The sequence below is a fragment of the Oscillospiraceae bacterium CM genome (genome assembly GCA_022870705.1).
Taxonomy (GTDB): Bacteria; Bacillota; Clostridia; order Oscillospirales; family Oscillospiraceae; genus Sporobacter.
This window is the reverse complement of the sequence record CP072107.1, coordinates 1168485-1183497: the sequence shown is the minus strand read 5'-3', so window position 1 is coordinate 1183497 and position 15013 is coordinate 1168485. Positions and strand designations below refer to the sequence as shown.

General features: G+C 54.0%; 11 protein-coding genes and 1 tRNA gene. 1 reads left to right on the top strand and 11 read right to left on the bottom strand.

Translation table 11 applies throughout. From position 1 onward, the window contains the following. On the bottom strand, window positions 1-936 hold the full coding sequence (fba, locus tag IZU99_05920; protein ID UOO36822.1) for a class II fructose-1,6-bisphosphate aldolase: 936 nt from the start codon (window positions 934-936) through the stop codon (window positions 1-3). Between the two features lie 151 nt (window positions 937-1087). Between fba and IZU99_05915 the strand changes: the two genes are divergently transcribed. Beyond that, window positions 1088-2329, top strand: coding sequence for a 6-phosphofructokinase (locus IZU99_05915; protein UOO36821.1), 1242 nt, complete (start codon window positions 1088-1090; stop codon window positions 2327-2329). 71 nt (window positions 2330-2400) lie between these two features. Here IZU99_05915 and IZU99_05910 read toward each other — a convergent pair whose 3' ends face one another. The 10 genes from IZU99_05910 to IZU99_05865 form a co-directional block, all read right to left on the bottom strand. Further along, on the bottom strand, window positions 2401-2652 hold the full coding sequence (locus tag IZU99_05910; protein ID UOO36820.1) for a hypothetical protein: 252 nt from the start codon (window positions 2650-2652) through the stop codon (window positions 2401-2403). A 280-nt stretch (window positions 2653-2932) separates the two neighbouring features. Next, window positions 2933-3005, bottom strand: a tRNA-Pro gene (locus IZU99_05905). Between the two features lie 97 nt (window positions 3006-3102). Then, entirely contained in the window at window positions 3103-3807 is a 705-nt protein-coding gene (locus tag IZU99_05900) for a hypothetical protein (GenBank protein UOO36819.1), read from the bottom strand. Next, window positions 3804-5102: a hypothetical protein gene (locus IZU99_05895; GenBank protein UOO36818.1), complete on the bottom strand. Its 1299-nt coding sequence runs from the start codon at window positions 5100-5102 to the stop codon at window positions 3804-3806. Before IZU99_05895 ends, IZU99_05900 begins: the two co-directional genes overlap by 4 nt. 72 nt (window positions 5103-5174) lie before the next feature. Further along, on the bottom strand, window positions 5175-5813 hold the full coding sequence (locus tag IZU99_05890) for a YigZ family protein (protein UOO36817.1): 639 nt from the start codon (window positions 5811-5813) through the stop codon (window positions 5175-5177). 4 nt (window positions 5814-5817) lie between these two features. Then, window positions 5818-7044 carry a GTPase HflX gene (gene hflX / locus IZU99_05885; GenBank protein UOO38766.1) on the bottom strand — a complete coding sequence of 409 codons (1227 nt, stop codon included), beginning with the start codon at window positions 7042-7044 and terminating at the stop codon, window positions 5818-5820. A gap of 102 nt (window positions 7045-7146) precedes the next feature. Continuing rightward, window positions 7147-7650, bottom strand: a complete 504-nt coding sequence (locus tag IZU99_05880; protein UOO36816.1) for a flavin reductase — start codon at window positions 7648-7650, stop codon at window positions 7147-7149. A gap of 94 nt (window positions 7651-7744) precedes the next feature. Next, a complete protein-coding gene (gene rpmE / locus IZU99_05875) occupies window positions 7745-7948 on the bottom strand; it encodes a 50S ribosomal protein L31 (GenBank protein UOO38765.1) in 204 nt (67 codons plus the stop codon). A gap of 91 nt (window positions 7949-8039) precedes the next feature. Next, window positions 8040-11603 (bottom strand): helicase-exonuclease AddAB subunit AddA, encoded by a 3564-nt coding sequence (addA, locus tag IZU99_05870; GenBank protein ID UOO36815.1) that lies wholly within the window; start codon window positions 11601-11603, stop codon window positions 8040-8042. Then, on the bottom strand, window positions 11600-14911 hold the full coding sequence (locus IZU99_05865) for a PD-(D/E)XK nuclease family protein (GenBank protein ID UOO36814.1): 3312 nt from the start codon (window positions 14909-14911) through the stop codon (window positions 11600-11602). The genes addA and IZU99_05865 overlap by 4 nt, the downstream gene beginning before the upstream one ends. Between the last annotated feature and the right edge of the window lie 102 nt (window positions 14912-15013).

Sequence of the window (15013 nt, the reverse complement as noted above, 5' to 3'; positions counted from 1 at the left end):
TCATGCTTTGCCGTCGCACCCGAGGACGCTAATGAGCTTATTTCTAACGAGCGCCCTTATGTTGTCACGTCCCGGTGTGAGGTACTGGCGCGGGTCAAAATGGGACGGATTCTGCGCCATATACTGGCGGATCCCCGCCGTCATGGCAAGGCGCAGATCCGAGTCGATATTTATCTTGCAGACGGCCATTTTTGCCGCCTGTCGCAGCATATCCTCCGGAATGCCAACGGCATCCGGCATCGCGCCGCCGTTGTCATTAATGATTTTGACAAGTTCCGGAATAACGGAGGACGCCCCGTGCAAAACGATCGGGAATCCCGGCAGACGGCGGCCGACCTCCTCCAGAATGTCAAACCGCAGGCGCGGCGTCTGGCCCGGCTTGAACTTATACGCGCCGTGACTCGTCCCAATGGCGATGGCGAGCGAGTCAACGCCTGTTTTTGTCACAAATTCCTCTACCTCGCCCGGATGGGTAAACGAGGCGTCTTCATCGGAGACGTTCACATCGTCCTCGATTCCGGCGAGCTTGCCCAGCTCCCCTTCCACAACGACGCCGCGGTCGTGCGCGTACTCGACGACTTCGCGCGTTAAACGGATGTTCTCTTCAAACGAATGCTTCGAGCCGTCAAACATGACGGAGGTGAAGCCGCCGTCAATGCAGGACTTGCAGACGTCAAAGCTCTCGCCGTGGTCAAGATGAACGCAGATAGGCAGGCCCGTATCGGCCTCCGCCGCTTCAATGAGCTTCATGAGGTAGACGTGCTTGGCGTATTTGCGCGCCCCGGCGGAAACCTGCAGAATCAGCGGCGCGCGCACCTCTGCTGCCGCCTCTGTGATTCCCTGAATTATTTCCATGTTATTGACATTGAAAGCCCCGATGGCATAGCCGCCGTCGTAAGCCTTTTGAAACATGTCTTTTGACGTGACAATTGGCACGATATATTCCCCTTTCAGAAGGTTTTTTCCACTGCATTATTTTACCACAATTTTAACGCAATTCAAGATAAACGGGTCGTATTTCCCGTTTGATTTTAGGCCGCTATTATGATAGTATGAAGTGATTGATGTGATACTCTGGAGGTAACTTATGGCAAATACACTGACGGGCGCCTGCGTTTTCGCCCAGTCCGGCGGCCCCACCGCTGTTATTAACGCCAGTGCTTACGGCGTTATCAAGGCAAGCCTTGACGCGCCTGAAATCACCGCCGTTTACGGCGCGGCACACGGTATTATGGGCATTTTAAACGATACGCTTTACGATATGGGTCAGGAAGACCTTTTTGAACTGGAGCTTTTACGCAATACGCCCTCCAGCGAACTCGGTTCCTGCCGCTACAAGATGGCTGACCCTGAAAAAGACGAGACGGATTACCGGCGCATCCTTGAGATTTTTAAAAAATACAATATCCGGTATTTCTTTTACAACGGCGGCAACGACTCGATGGACACGTGTGCCAAGGTCAGCCGCTTCATGGAGAAATCAGGTTATGACTGCCGCGTCATGGGCATTCCGAAAACGATTGACAACGACTTGTGCGGCACCGACCACTGCCCCGGCTACGGCAGCGCCGCCAAATACATAGCGACTTCCGTCGCCGAGGTCTGCAAGGACACGCACGTCTACGATGTCGGAACGGTCACGGTTGTTGAAATCATGGGGCGTCACGCGGGCTGGCTCACGGGCGCCGCGGCGCTTGCCGCCATTTCCTGCGCGCCGCCGGACCTCATCTATCTCCCAGAGGTCGACTTCAACATGGAGCACTTCGTGTCGGACGTCTCCCGCATTTACGCCGAGAAAAACAAGTGCCTCATCGCCGTTTCCGAGGGCGTGCACTACGCCGACGGGACGTTTGTCTCCGAGGCGAAGGTCTCCTCCACCGACGGGTTCGGACACGTTCAACTCGGCGGACTTGCCGCGACGCTGGCGGGCCTTGTAAAGCTCCATACCGGCTCAAAAGTCCGCGCCATTGAGCTGAGCCTCTTGCAGCGCTGCGGGGCGCATCTGGCATCCCAGACGGACATTGACGAGGCCACAGCGGCTGGGCGTTATGCCGTTTCGTGTGCTATCGCCGGTGAAACGGGCAAAATGGTGGCGTTTGAGCGCGGCTCTCAAAACGGCCAATACGTCTGCAACATGATTCTTCAGCCGCTTTCCATCGTGGCCAATGCGGAGAAAAAGGTTCCGCGCGACTGGATTAACGCCGAAGGCAACAACGTCACAAATGACTTTATAGAGTATGCCCTGCCGCTCATTCAAGGTGAGAACACACGCGCCGTTGAAAACGGCCTGCCGCGTTTTGCGCATCTCAAAAAAGTGCGTGTGCAATAACGTCAAAATAAAAAAGATTCTTCACGGGGCTGAACCTGTGAAGAATCTTTTTTATTGACTGAAAAGCGTTTTTAGAAAACCATTTTCTGCATGGCGACGTTATCAAATTTCTTCAGCTCCGCTTCGAGCTTTGCAATCTCCCCGTCGGCATTATCAAGAAATTCTAATAAGATCACGCCGGAAGGACTGCACGCGTCTTCTGATGCCGCATGCAGGCCGATGCGCGTTTGAATGCTGCAGCCATACTTGGACAAAATGGTCTGGAATTCAGCGGCGTCTTTCATGCGGTTTTTCAGCTGGACACCCATAATAGTTTTTGACATTTACATGCCTCCTTATTTATATCTCACTCGCAGTATACCATTTATTTTCTATGTTTCAACACGATTTCATTCATTTTCAAGCGTCAACTGCCAGTTCACGCCAAAGCGGTCTGTCAGATAAGCATAGCAAGACGTGAATTATGCGGACTTGCGGAAAATTACAGACGCTATTTAATGAGTAGTAACAGAGTCGTAACGCCAGCCAATTACTTAAAATTTTAGACAATTATTTAAGAAATAAAAAAACCGTGTAGTCGTAGCAACTACACGGTTATTTCAGTCCGAGTGACAAGACTTGAACTTGCGGCCTCTTGACCCCCAGTCAAGCGCGCTACCAACTGCGCCACACCCGGCTATTCAATTTAGACGCTCAATGATGATACCATAAATCATACCGCAATGCAACACCGCATTTTACTTTCGCGGTCAAATTTCGATTATTTCGGTACGTTAAAAGTGAAACCGCTTGATCAGCTCGTTCTTATACTTTTTGTCGCCGAAAATAAACATTGCAAGCAGCGTGAGGAATGAATAGACGGCAGAGACGAGGCTGGGCCAGGCTGTCGTCACGAGATGGGCAAGGACGGAAATGACCGGCAGAAGACCTAAGATGATGGTGATAAACTGGTACAGGGCGTATTCGCGCCATTTCATCCATTTGATAAGGATGACAAGGGATATAAATGTCGTCGCCGCGATGAACAAAAACGGTACGACATAATCAAGGCTCCACCCTTTCGCGCGAACAACAAAATGCGCGGTGATAAAAAAGACACAAACACTGACGGCGTTGACGGCAATGTGATGGCCGATATTTTTACGGACGGTCACCGGATAGATAACGGCGGCCCAGAATACGGCGATACCGGCAGCAACGAGAAGCGACCACAGCATGCCCTGATATGTCAAGAGATTAATGAGAAGTGTTGAAGCCACTGCAAAAAGCGATAAAAACGCTAAAATACGGAGCGTGAGATTGTATTTTGCTTTTGCGTTATAACGCGGATAAATATCATGCTGCTCTGTCGCAGACAGTAAACCCGACATTTTTGGAAGATCCGATTCACTTGGCTGAGCGGTCAGGCGCATCCCACAAAGTGGGCAGAAATCGTATCGTGTGTTGACTGACACACGGCATTTATCGCAGTTTTTCATAAGCCGTCTCCATTGTTTGATTCAATGACGATCTGCAAGCCGCGTGCAGCTAGAAAGCGAAAGAAATAGCGCTCAATATCGGCCTCCTCCATCACACGCGAAAATGAGACGATCATACTGCCGTCAAAGGAGCAAACGGCACAGCTGAAAGCGTTCATGACGGGCGCGCCTAAAATGAAATTAAAACGCCGAATATCGGCTTTCATCGACTCCGGGATCGTGACGACACCAATATTTGATAAAACGGACGTCACCAGACGCTCCCCATACAGCGTGTACGCTGTTTTCAGCGCAATGTTCTTTAAAAACAGCGGCGTCAAGCGCATGAAAGGGCTGCGCTCGGCACTAACATTCGCGCCGAATCTTTCGATCAGCTTGTCTTTTTTGATCCCGTCTCGCATCTGCGCTTTGACAGAAGCCAATATTTCTTCAAACGCGTATGACCCGGCACCGAAGGTCATCCCCACATTGATATAGGAGGTAAAGTTGCGCATTGTTGTTGACGGAAAGTGCTTTCTCAGATTGATAGGGATAGACACTTTGACAGGATGCTTGTGACCGCGTCCTTTAAGCTGCGTTTCGAACACGGCGTCAATCATGAGCGCAGCGGTATATTCAGTAATTGTTGCCCCGGCATCTTTGGCCAGCTGCTTAAACGCATCAAGCGGGATAATCCCCTGTGTCACACGGAGATTTTGTGGCGGAATCCGCGTTCCTTTAACCTGATAGGCCACCTCCTCCGCGCGGCTGCCGATGGCTTTCTGATCGTAATACTTTTGAAAGCTGTCTTCAATTTCGCTGTGTGAGAGGCAGCGCTCTCCGGCAACGATACTCTCGTCCGGAACGATCCGCCTGCCGGTCAGTGTGAGATAATGATAGACAAGCGTTTTCAAAAACGTGATGGCACCTGTCCCGTCCGACAGGGCGTGAAAGACCTCCAGACTGATCCGCGCGTAATAATACGTGACGCGGAAGAGATAACCGTTTGTTTCGCGCAGGTTGACCGGCCTGCAGATTGGCGCTAGTTCCTCGGATACGGTCGCGCTTCCCGGGTTATGCTCAAAGTAATACCAGAAGAGGCCGCGCTGCATCCGGACATCAAAAGTCGGAAAGCGACGCAGCGTCAGGGTCAGCGCTGTCTGCAAGACTTTGGGATTGACGTTTTTCATCAGCTCTACAGACATCCGATAAACGCTGGCGCGGTTTGCATTGGTCACGGCCGGATAAATTTTGGCGGCGTTATCGAGCTTGTACCATCTATTTTCATTTTTTAACGCTTTATCGTCGTTTGGCATGGTAATCCCCTCATCTATTATGCGCCAAAATGAAGCATCAAAATGACATAAGGATGCTTTCGCGTCAAGATATTATACATATGATGTCGAAATTTCAACCGCCATTTCCCGGCATCCAGTGACGTGACCGGTAACAGAACCGGCCGTTACGTCCGATAGGCGCATCAAAAAAAGCGGTGCTTTGTCTTCGGTAAAGGCCGCGGTTATTGCAATATCGGCCCCATATTGGGCACTGTCAATAAGGCCGGAAAAGGCTTCAATCTCGATTTTAATTCGGTCAAACAGATGATACGGGCAAGCAAGCTCAACAACAGCCATCTGGCGCATCCCGGCAATTCCGGCAGCCTCAAGCGCCATTTTTGCGGCCATTGAGTAGGCCCGCGTCAAGCCGCCGGTACCAAGAAGAATGCCGCCGAAATACCGCGTGACGACGCAGAGAACATTTTCAATGCCACCGCGGCGAAAGACCTCCAGCATGGGCAGGCCGGCCGAGCCTTGCGGCTCGCCGTCGTCTGAATAGCGCACAACGGTGCCGGCGCGCAGGATATAGCACCAGCAGTGATGGCGGGCGTCGTGATGCGCCGATTTGACAGCGTCAAGCTGCGCTTTGGCCGCCGCTTCCGTCTCAATGGGCCAAACTTCACCGATAAACCGGGATCTCTTTTCAGTCAACTCGCCCAAGCCATAGCCGGACGGCGTCAAATACGCCACACGTTTACTCCTTTGCCGTTGTGGACTCGTCCATCATAAAGCCCTGCAGCCTGCCGTACGTCTCTGGATTTAAGACGGCTTCAATTTCAATGCAGTCGTCCAGATAAGAAAGACGCGTCACCGAAGCCTCCCGATGGAGCATTTCAACAATGCCGCCCTGCTCATACGGCAGGCGCAGCGTAACCTTTTTCTTTTTCTTTTCTAATATCTCCTCGATCTTTTGAAAGAGCGCCTCAACGCCTTCACCGGTACGCGCGGAGATATCCACCATGTCGCTGCCCTTTGGATGCGTGACACTTAGTGCTTTGTCGCACTTGTTGAACACTTCAAGCCTCGGCGTCTCCTCCGCGCCAAGCTCTAATATCAGCGCGTCGACAACACGGGCCTGGTCAATCCAGAGGGGACTTGACGCATCGATAACGTGCAGGAGCAGGTCGGCATACTGCAGCTCCTCCAGCGTCGCTTTAAAGGCCTCAACGAGATGGTGCGGCAGCTTGCGGATGAAACCGACCGTATCAGACACGAGCACCTCCAGCGTGTCGCTGATTTTCAGGTGGCGCGTTGTTGTGTCCAGCGTGTCAAATAGCCTGTTTTGAGCGGAAATATCCGCCTGTGTGAGACTGTTGAGAAGTGTTGATTTCCCCGCGTTCGTATAACCGACGAGCGCGACGACGGGAACGCCGTTTTTCTCTCGACGGCGGCGCTGCGTGGCGCGTATCTGACGGACAGCTTCGAGCTCCTCCTCCAGCTTCGCGATCTTCCGGCGGATGTGGCGGCGGTCCGTTTCAAGCTGTGTTTCACCGGGGCCGCGCGTGCCGATGGGCGCTGATGTCCCGGCTTGCCGCTCAAGATGCGTCCACATGCCGGTCAATCGCGGGAGCAGGTACTTATACTGCGCCAGCTCCACCTGCAGGCGGCCTTCGCGTGTGCGCGCGCGCTGGGCAAAAATATCAAGAATGAGCGACGAACGGTCGAGAACGCGCACAGCCAGATCCTCCGACAGGGCGCGCATCTGCGAAGGCGACAGCTCATTGTCAAAAACGGCCAGCGTTGCGCCCGCCGCATCTAAAAGCGCCTTGACCTCCCGGACTTTGCCGTCACCAATAAACGTGCGCGGCTCCGGCGTCTGCCGGTTTTGAAGAACACGGCCGACGGCGACGCCGCCGGCCGTCTCTAAAAGCGCTTCCAACTCGTCCATACTGTCGTCCGTCGAGCGCTCGGAGACGGCCATGCTGTCGGCATTAAGCCCGACGAGAACGGCTTTTTCTTTTTCCTGTGTATTGGGGGTATCGATAACAGTCACCTGCTTTTTTTTACGTTTGAAAACCGCGCCTCACTTTGCCAAAACCTCAATAATTTCACCGATGTACATCCGGTGGTAGTCTAAACTCTCATAAACCTTTTCAATTTCGGGCGCTAAAAAGTTTTCTGGATCAAACTCGCCGAAGTAGATTTTTTTGCAGACGAGAACGAGCTCCGCCTCTTCAAAATAGACGGCGCCGCAGTCGGCAAAACAGGGCGTTAGGCCCGTCTCGCGAACTTTGTCAATATCACGGCCGCTCTGTGAACCGCACAGATAGAGCTTATCTCTCATTTTTTCAGGATAAAAGCTGAGCGTGTAGTATGTGCCATCATCAATAAACTTTCTCGTATAGCGCTGCGGGCGAACAAAGGTAAACGTCACGGGCTTCTGCCACAAAACACCTGCCCCGCCCCAGCTGGCCGTCATCATATTAAATCCGGCGCGGTCACCCGCCGTCACCAGCATCCATTTGTCTCCGATGAGCTCAAAAACGTTATCCTTGATGTCCTTAACGCCGATTTTACGAAAATCCATGCGAAAAACCTCCCAAAATCTGCTGATCTGGAATCATTATATCGCAGGCGGACAAAAAAATATACCCGCACTTTTCAGCGCGGGTAAGTTTCGGTTATTTTTGCAAGCCAAACTTCTTGTTGAACTTATCAACGCGGCCGCTGGTGTCTACCAGCTTTTGCTTGCCTGTATAAAAGGGGTGACACTTCGAGCAGATTTCCACCTTGATATCCATCTTCGTGCTTCCCGTTTCAATAACCTCACCGCAGGCGCACTTGACCGTCGTCTGCTGATAGTTGGGATGGATCCCTTCCTTCATCATGTTCACCTCTTTAAAGTATCGTCTGTAGTTTTTCGCGCTCGTGTATTTTAGCACAGATTCCGCCGGAATGCAACAGATATTTGCAAACTTATTCGGTGATTTCCGCAGCGCTGTCGAGCGCAAAGAAATAGAGAAATTTCCCGGCAACGGGAAGACCCGTGATGCGGCGCATCGCGCGGGCATATGCATCAAGCTGCGGCTTGTAGAGGGCTGTTTTTTTCGCCAGCGTCTCATATGTCACGCGGTCTGTTTTAAAATCGACGATAAAGAGCGCGCCTTTTTCCTCAAAGCAGCAGTCGATAACACCCTGCAACAAAATTTCGTCATCGCCCCCGGCCGGAAAATACAAGCACGCCTTGTCGAGCAGCGAAAATTTAAATTCACGGTAGAGCTTTTCCGCCGAGAGGACGCGCCGACCAAGCTGAGACTGAAAAAATGTTAGAATTTTTTGTGGCGAGACAGCATTAGCCTGTTTTGGCGTGAGAAAGGCCATATCTGTCAGGCGCTTGAGCTCGTCGCTGACTGATGCGATCGACGAACAGCGCGAAAAATCAATAAACTGCATCGCCAAGTGCAGCGCGATACCGCGCTCGGCAGCCGTGAGCCCAGTGTTTTCCATCAAAAACGCGGGCCGTGGTGACGGGCTTTGGCCGATAACAGGAAGGCTTTCGGCCTCGTCAGCCGCTTCAAAGTCGGTAAACCGCCCCTTCAAACCCGTCGCCGTCAATTTGGACGGAAGAGCGGCTGCCGCTTGAAACGGATACGAAAAGGCCAAGTGTTCGCGGATCGTTTCTATATACGAAGCATCCGGCGTGAAAGCGACTTCCGGGGGCGCTACCGTGTCATTTCGGGAAACCGCGACGGGCTTCCATGTCATGCGCCGGATCACCCAATCGCCGTCCGCCTGCTGCGTGACACTGTCACCAGCGCGGAGACAATCGGCCTCCGGGCGCGTCAGCACCGGCAGGAGAATAAAACCCGCCAAGTTCCGAACCGTCTCTAAAACCTGTGGCTCAACGGGGCAGGCGGCGTCCCTCAAAAGCTTTTGAAGCGCCTTGTCGGCATCCTGAAACGTCGAGACGATGATGAGTTTTTCGCGCGCGCGCGTCATCGCCACGTAAAGAACGCGCAGCTCCTCGGCCGTCATCTCCGAGACAAGTTTTTTGGCGATTGCCAGACGTGCCAGCGTTGGAAACTCGATGCGGCGGCCGGTATCGCGGCACTTCGGGCCGACGCCGAGGTCGGCGTGGATGAGAAGCTGGCGTGCGGCGTCCTGCAGGTTAAACTTTTTCGTCGTGTCGGCGAGGATGACGACGGGAAATTCGAGACCCTTCGATTTGTGGATGCTCATGATCGAGACGGCGTCAACACCGCCTGCGACGTCCTCCTCACCGATGTCTCCCCCGCTGTCCATGAGCTTTCGCAAAAACGACAGGAAGGCATATAGCCCCTGATAGCCCGAGGCTTCATAGCGCGCCGCCAGGGCGATCAGCTTCAAAACGCGCGCGCGCCGCATCTCGCCATCCCGTTGTGCCGCAAGGATCGCGAATAACCCAGTTTGATGCGCGACGTGCCAGATGAGCCTGTCGGCCGGAAGCTCGGGCGCCATGAGGCGAAAAGCGTCAAGCGCCTTGAGAAAGCCGGCGCTGCGGGCGTTTGTCTCCGCGTCTTTCTGCAACGCCGTGAAAAAGTCACCTTTCCGGTCAGCCTGCCGGATTTCCGCCAAATCGTCCGGCGTGAAACGATAGATGGGGCTTTTTAAAACGGTAACAAGCGGCACGTCCTGCCTCGGGTTATCGATAATCTCTAGAAGCGCCAGCGTCAGCGCAATTTCAAAGCTCTCGAAAAAGGTTTCACCGGCGGGAGACGTACAGGGAATGTGCCGTTTGGACAGCGCTTCGGCGTAATACCGGCTTTTGTCCTTAACCGAGCGGAGCAAAATGGCGATATCCCCATACCGGAGCGGTCTCAAGCCGCCCGCCCCGTCTGGAATGCTCAAGCCGCTTTGCAGGAGCTCTTCAATTCGCCCCGCGACGAACGCGGCCTCGGCATCAGCCTTTTCAGGGCTTTCCTCGCTGTCGTCTTCCTTTGCTTTGAGGTCAAGGATGTTCAGTTCAACAGGCGCGTCCAGGCAAAGCGTGCCGTCCCGCCCGGGGCGGAGCGCCTCGTTTTCGGTATAGGCCATCTCGCCAAACGCCGGTGACATGATGTTTTCAAAGATAAAATTGACGGCGTTTAAAATGGCCGCCTGCGAGCGGAAATTTGTCGACAAGTGGATGCGCTGATTTACGTCCGGCGTATTCTCCGTTAAATCCTGATATCGCCTGTATTTATCAAGAAAAATTGACGGGTCTGCCAGCCGGAAGCGGTAAATCGATTGTTTGACGTCTCCCACCATGAAGATGTTCGCGCCGTCTTTTGATACAGCAGTAAAAATGAGCTCCTGTATGGCGCTGACATCCTGATATTCATCGATGAATATTTCACGGTACCGATCGGATACGGCGCGGGCGAGCACGTTTGGATTACCCGTCTCCTGATCCGTTAAAAGGCGGACGGCAAGGTGCTCAAGATCCGTGAAGTCCACTACCCCAGCGCGACGCTTGAGCGCCGTGAACACATCGTCAAATTGCAGAACGCGTTCTAAAAGCGACGTTATGACCGGTCGGACGGATACCATATCAGCGACCAGCTCGTCGGATGTGTATTCAAAAACAAGCGCTGCTTTTTTCATCGCGTCACGGCATCGCGCGCGGATATCCTTGATTGCCTCATAGCCCTTTACGCTTTTTGCCCGCGGAAAATCGATTGCTGAGGCCGCGCGCGCCGCGTCCCACGATATGTCAAGCGCCGCAAGAAAGGCTTCAAGGCTCAAAACCGTCTGCTCGACGCTGGCGCCGTAAGCGGCGTAAAGGTCTTCATATAATGCAATATCGGCTGATAGGCTCTCCATAACGCCGTGCCAGTAAACAGCTTTTTTGCGAGCGTCATCCATTAAAAACCGGCCCCAAACTGTTTCCGACGCGTCCTGCCCCGCCATCAGGGCGAGCACTTGCAGCTGATCTTTAACCCATTTTCCGGGGTTTGGGTGACTCATCAGAGCCCTATGGGCGTCTAATATGACGGCAGCCAGCTTTTTATCATCCCGCCCGGCCGACATTGCGTCGACAAGGGCTGCAAATTCCGGCGCGGCGTCAAGCCGGTCATAGGCCTCTTCCAACAAGACGTCAAGCGCCTTTTCTTTTAAAATCCGGCTTTCATTCTCATCGGCGACGCGAAAGTCGGACGGCAGGTCGTATGATGCGGCATATTCACGTAAAAGGTCGGCACAAAAAGCGTGAATTGTGCCGATTTTTGCCTGGTAACAAAGCGCCGACTGCCGCCGGAGATGCCTGTTTTCCGGGTCGTGCGACAAGCGCTCGGCGATCTCGTCGAGAATACGCGACCGAAGCTCCCCGGCGGCGGCACGCGTATATGTAATAATAAGAAAATCAGTGATATCGCAGCTGTCATTGGGGTCTGTTATCCGGCTTAAGAGGCGCTCCACAAGCACCTTTGTTTTTCCTGACCCGGCCGCCGCCGACACGAGCAGCGACGTACCGCGAGACGAAATTGCCGCCTGCTGCTGCGCTGTAAAATTGGTTTTACTCATACGGCCTGCCCACCTTCCAGCAGCGCCCAAACCTCTGTTGTTCGGAGCTTTTTAAGGGGCCTGTAGGCATCACCGTCTTTTTCACTGAACTGGCAGGCCGCGCCATAGTCACAATAGAGGCAAGCCTTGTCGTTTTGGTTTTTATAATAAGGTTCGGCTGTAATGTCTCCCGCGCGGAGCGTTTGTCCAATCGCGCGCAGCCGGGAATCGACAAGGTTTTTTAAAGCGTCCAACTGCTGCGGCGTTACGAGACTGTCACTGCCGCTTTCGGCAGCCGGTATATACTGCTTTTCGTCGCCGTGTTCCATCGCTTCGATAACGGCGGCATCCCCAAGGATAATGCCGCTGCGTCGGCGCTTTTTTGCGCGTTCCGCTTCGACCGTTAGGGCATCGGTATTCCGTCCTAGCGGCAAAAGCTCTTCGCGCGCCGGGGCATACAAAACGCCGCACGGCACGATGTTATGCCCATATCGCGCCGCGCCGCCGCCTGAGAGCGCGAAGAGATAGATGAGCATCTGGAGGTTCAAGCCGTACCATATATCCGATAACGTAAACGTCTTCTTCCCTGTCTTGTAATCGATCACACGCAGGTATAGCTTGTCGTCCCGTACCCAGCCGTCAACTCTGTCAACAAACCCTTTGATGGAAAGCGCACCGCTTCCGTCCGTCATCCGATATGGGGCAACGTCACCGCTTTCAGAGAATTCAAGCTCAAAATCGACCGGGTGGAACGAGGATTTCTTCAATTCGCGCACCATATCACCTGTGATAAACGCGGCGTCACCGGCAAGGCGCTCGAAGAGGTAGCGAAACCGGCCGGACTTGTCGGCAAAGTCACCAAGCGTCTCACGGACGTAGCGGCTGACAAATTGCGCCGTCAGCTCCCGGCAGGTATCATCGTCAATATTTTGAAACCCGACGCTTGTCTCAATGGCGCGTGTCACGTTCTCCAATAGATCGTGCAAAAATGTCCCGGCGACAGGCGCGTCGAACCCGGCCTGCTTTCTGGGGCGCAGCTTGAGGCCGTATTGGAGAAAATATTGATACCGGCAGGCATAGAATTTATCAACGCGGGACGCCGACAAATCGGGAGACATGCCATAAAGCCCGGCGGAGGCCTCTGGTGACAGCGCGCCCCGCGCGCGGTGCGCCCCGGCTGCGATGTCTCGAAGAAGCGCCGCGGCTTGCGCGTCGGCGCTGAAATACGTATAAGCGGCCGCCGCCCACGCGTTTTCCGGCTGGCGGAGCGCCGACACGGCAAGCTCAAAGCACGGCGTTTTGGCGGCGATGCGCGCGTTCGGCTCTTCGCTTTCCGAAAAAGCGAACAAGGCGTTTAGTCGCCGCACGAGGAAGGACGGGCGCTTTTCAGACCCAAAGGCGCTCGCCGGATGCGTGACGACGAGGGTATCGGTCGGCAGCGTAACGACGGCATAAACGCCGTATAATTCTCTGTACAGCCGTTCCTCCGCTGTTTGGACACCGCTAAGGCCAACAGCGCGAAGCGCCGTTCTGTCGCTGTCCGTCAAAAAGCCGCCCGCCGCCGCTTTTGGCAGGGCGTCGTCCGTCGCGCCGAGAATAATGAGCGCTTTCAGCCCGCGGCGCCGGACGCGCGAGACGTCGCCGATGGTGACGCTGTCGAGCGAAACGGGAATCGACGCGACGTCATACTGCGTGATGAGCAATTCCCAGAGCCTTTTAAAGGCGGCAATCGACGTGTTTTCCGAGCCGAGCATCGCGGCAAACTGTTCCATTGCTCCAAGGAGTATGTTCCACAGCTGGTCATATTCGTCGCCAAGCTGGACTTCGCCGACGCGGCGATATGCGTCCGCTTTTTCCTGAATCCGCTGATACAAATTGATCTCCGTCAAAAATTCGTATAAGGCGCGCAGCTTTTCCGTGTTGCTGCCCGCCTGAAACAGACCGTTTTTGAGTTGGAGGAGCGGCTTGATAAGACGGCGGCGCAAAGCATTGAGATACACAAGCTTCTTCTCGTCCATCGCCTTATCGCCCGGTTCATAACCGGAGGGCGAGAGAACCCAGTCCTCTTCCCGCGTCCAGACGGTGCCCTTCAAATCCCAAAGGAGTGCATAATTTTCAAGCGTATCGGCCTCCTCAAGCGTTAATCCGCAGAGCCCCGTTTTTATATATCTAAAAACCGAATCAACCGTCCAGCCGTTTAAGAGAAGTTCCAACGCAGCCGTCATGACGGCGATGGGCGGCTTTTGGCGGATACCTTCCTTCCGTCCGGCAAAAACCGGTATGCCGAATTTTTGAAAAACATTCTCAAGAAGCGTCTCGTAAGACGGCCAGTCTGGTGCGGCAACGGCAATATCACGCCACCGGCAGCCGCCGCGGACGGCCGCAAGCACCAAGGAAGCGGCATAATGGCACTCATCCTCCGGAGAAGCAAATCGGCGGCAGATGACAGCGCCGTTTGTCTCGCCAAAACACGTCTCGTCATATGTAAACAACTGATTTTCAAGGTGTAAAAGCGCCGGTGCTCTATTCATTCTTTCAGTGCAGAGGGTGACGGATGTCAAAACGCCGCTTTTTTCCGCTAAACGGCTGAGCTCGAGTGCCGTATGGCGCGCCGGCTCAAAAATTTCAGAGCCGCCGTCGAGACCGTCGCACGTCAGAGAAACGGTCATCGGGACATTTTGACGAATGAGTGCTGTGATGACGGCGAGCTCCTGCTGCGTGAAATCGGAAAAGCCGTCAAAGTAAATATGCGTGGGCTGAATCGGTGCGCGCTCGTTTATAACACGGGCCAGTCGTGTAAGGCTGTCGTCCGGGTCGGCGTGTTCACCGTCAAAAAAACCGCCGTACACCGACAAAATCAGTGACAGGTCGCGGAGCTTTTCTTTCAGCGGGCTTTGAAGCGCATCCGCGGCAGCAGAAACAGCCTCCGGTGTGACGGCGGCGCTTTTAAGCTCCTTCGCCAGGCCGACAAGGCTCTCTAAAAGATCAACTTGCCGCTCCGTTACCGACAGCGCCTCCAGCTTTGCCTGAACGGCAGAAACAGCGCGCCACATTAAAAGCAGCTTGCCGCCGCTGTCGACAATCGGTGCGGCCAGCCCGCCTACTTCGGAAAAAACACGGCTTGCAAGCCGCGAAAAACTCAGCACCTCGCCGTGCAGGGTGAGGCTGTCCCCGCACGAGGCCAAGAGGCGGCGTTCGGCGTCGTGCGAGTACTGCTCCGGCACAATAAAGTAAAGGCGCTTGGCACCGGCATCCATTTTTCTTTTAAAGTCATCTATGAGGCGGGATGTCTTCCCTGTCCCCGCGCGGCCAAGCAGCAGGTTTATCATACTTCATACCTCTGTCGTCATTGTTCTTTTATTATAAACGTTTACCGCTTAATTGTCAGCGCCTTCCTTGAGATTATGAGACAGAATCCAGATTGTTGCAAC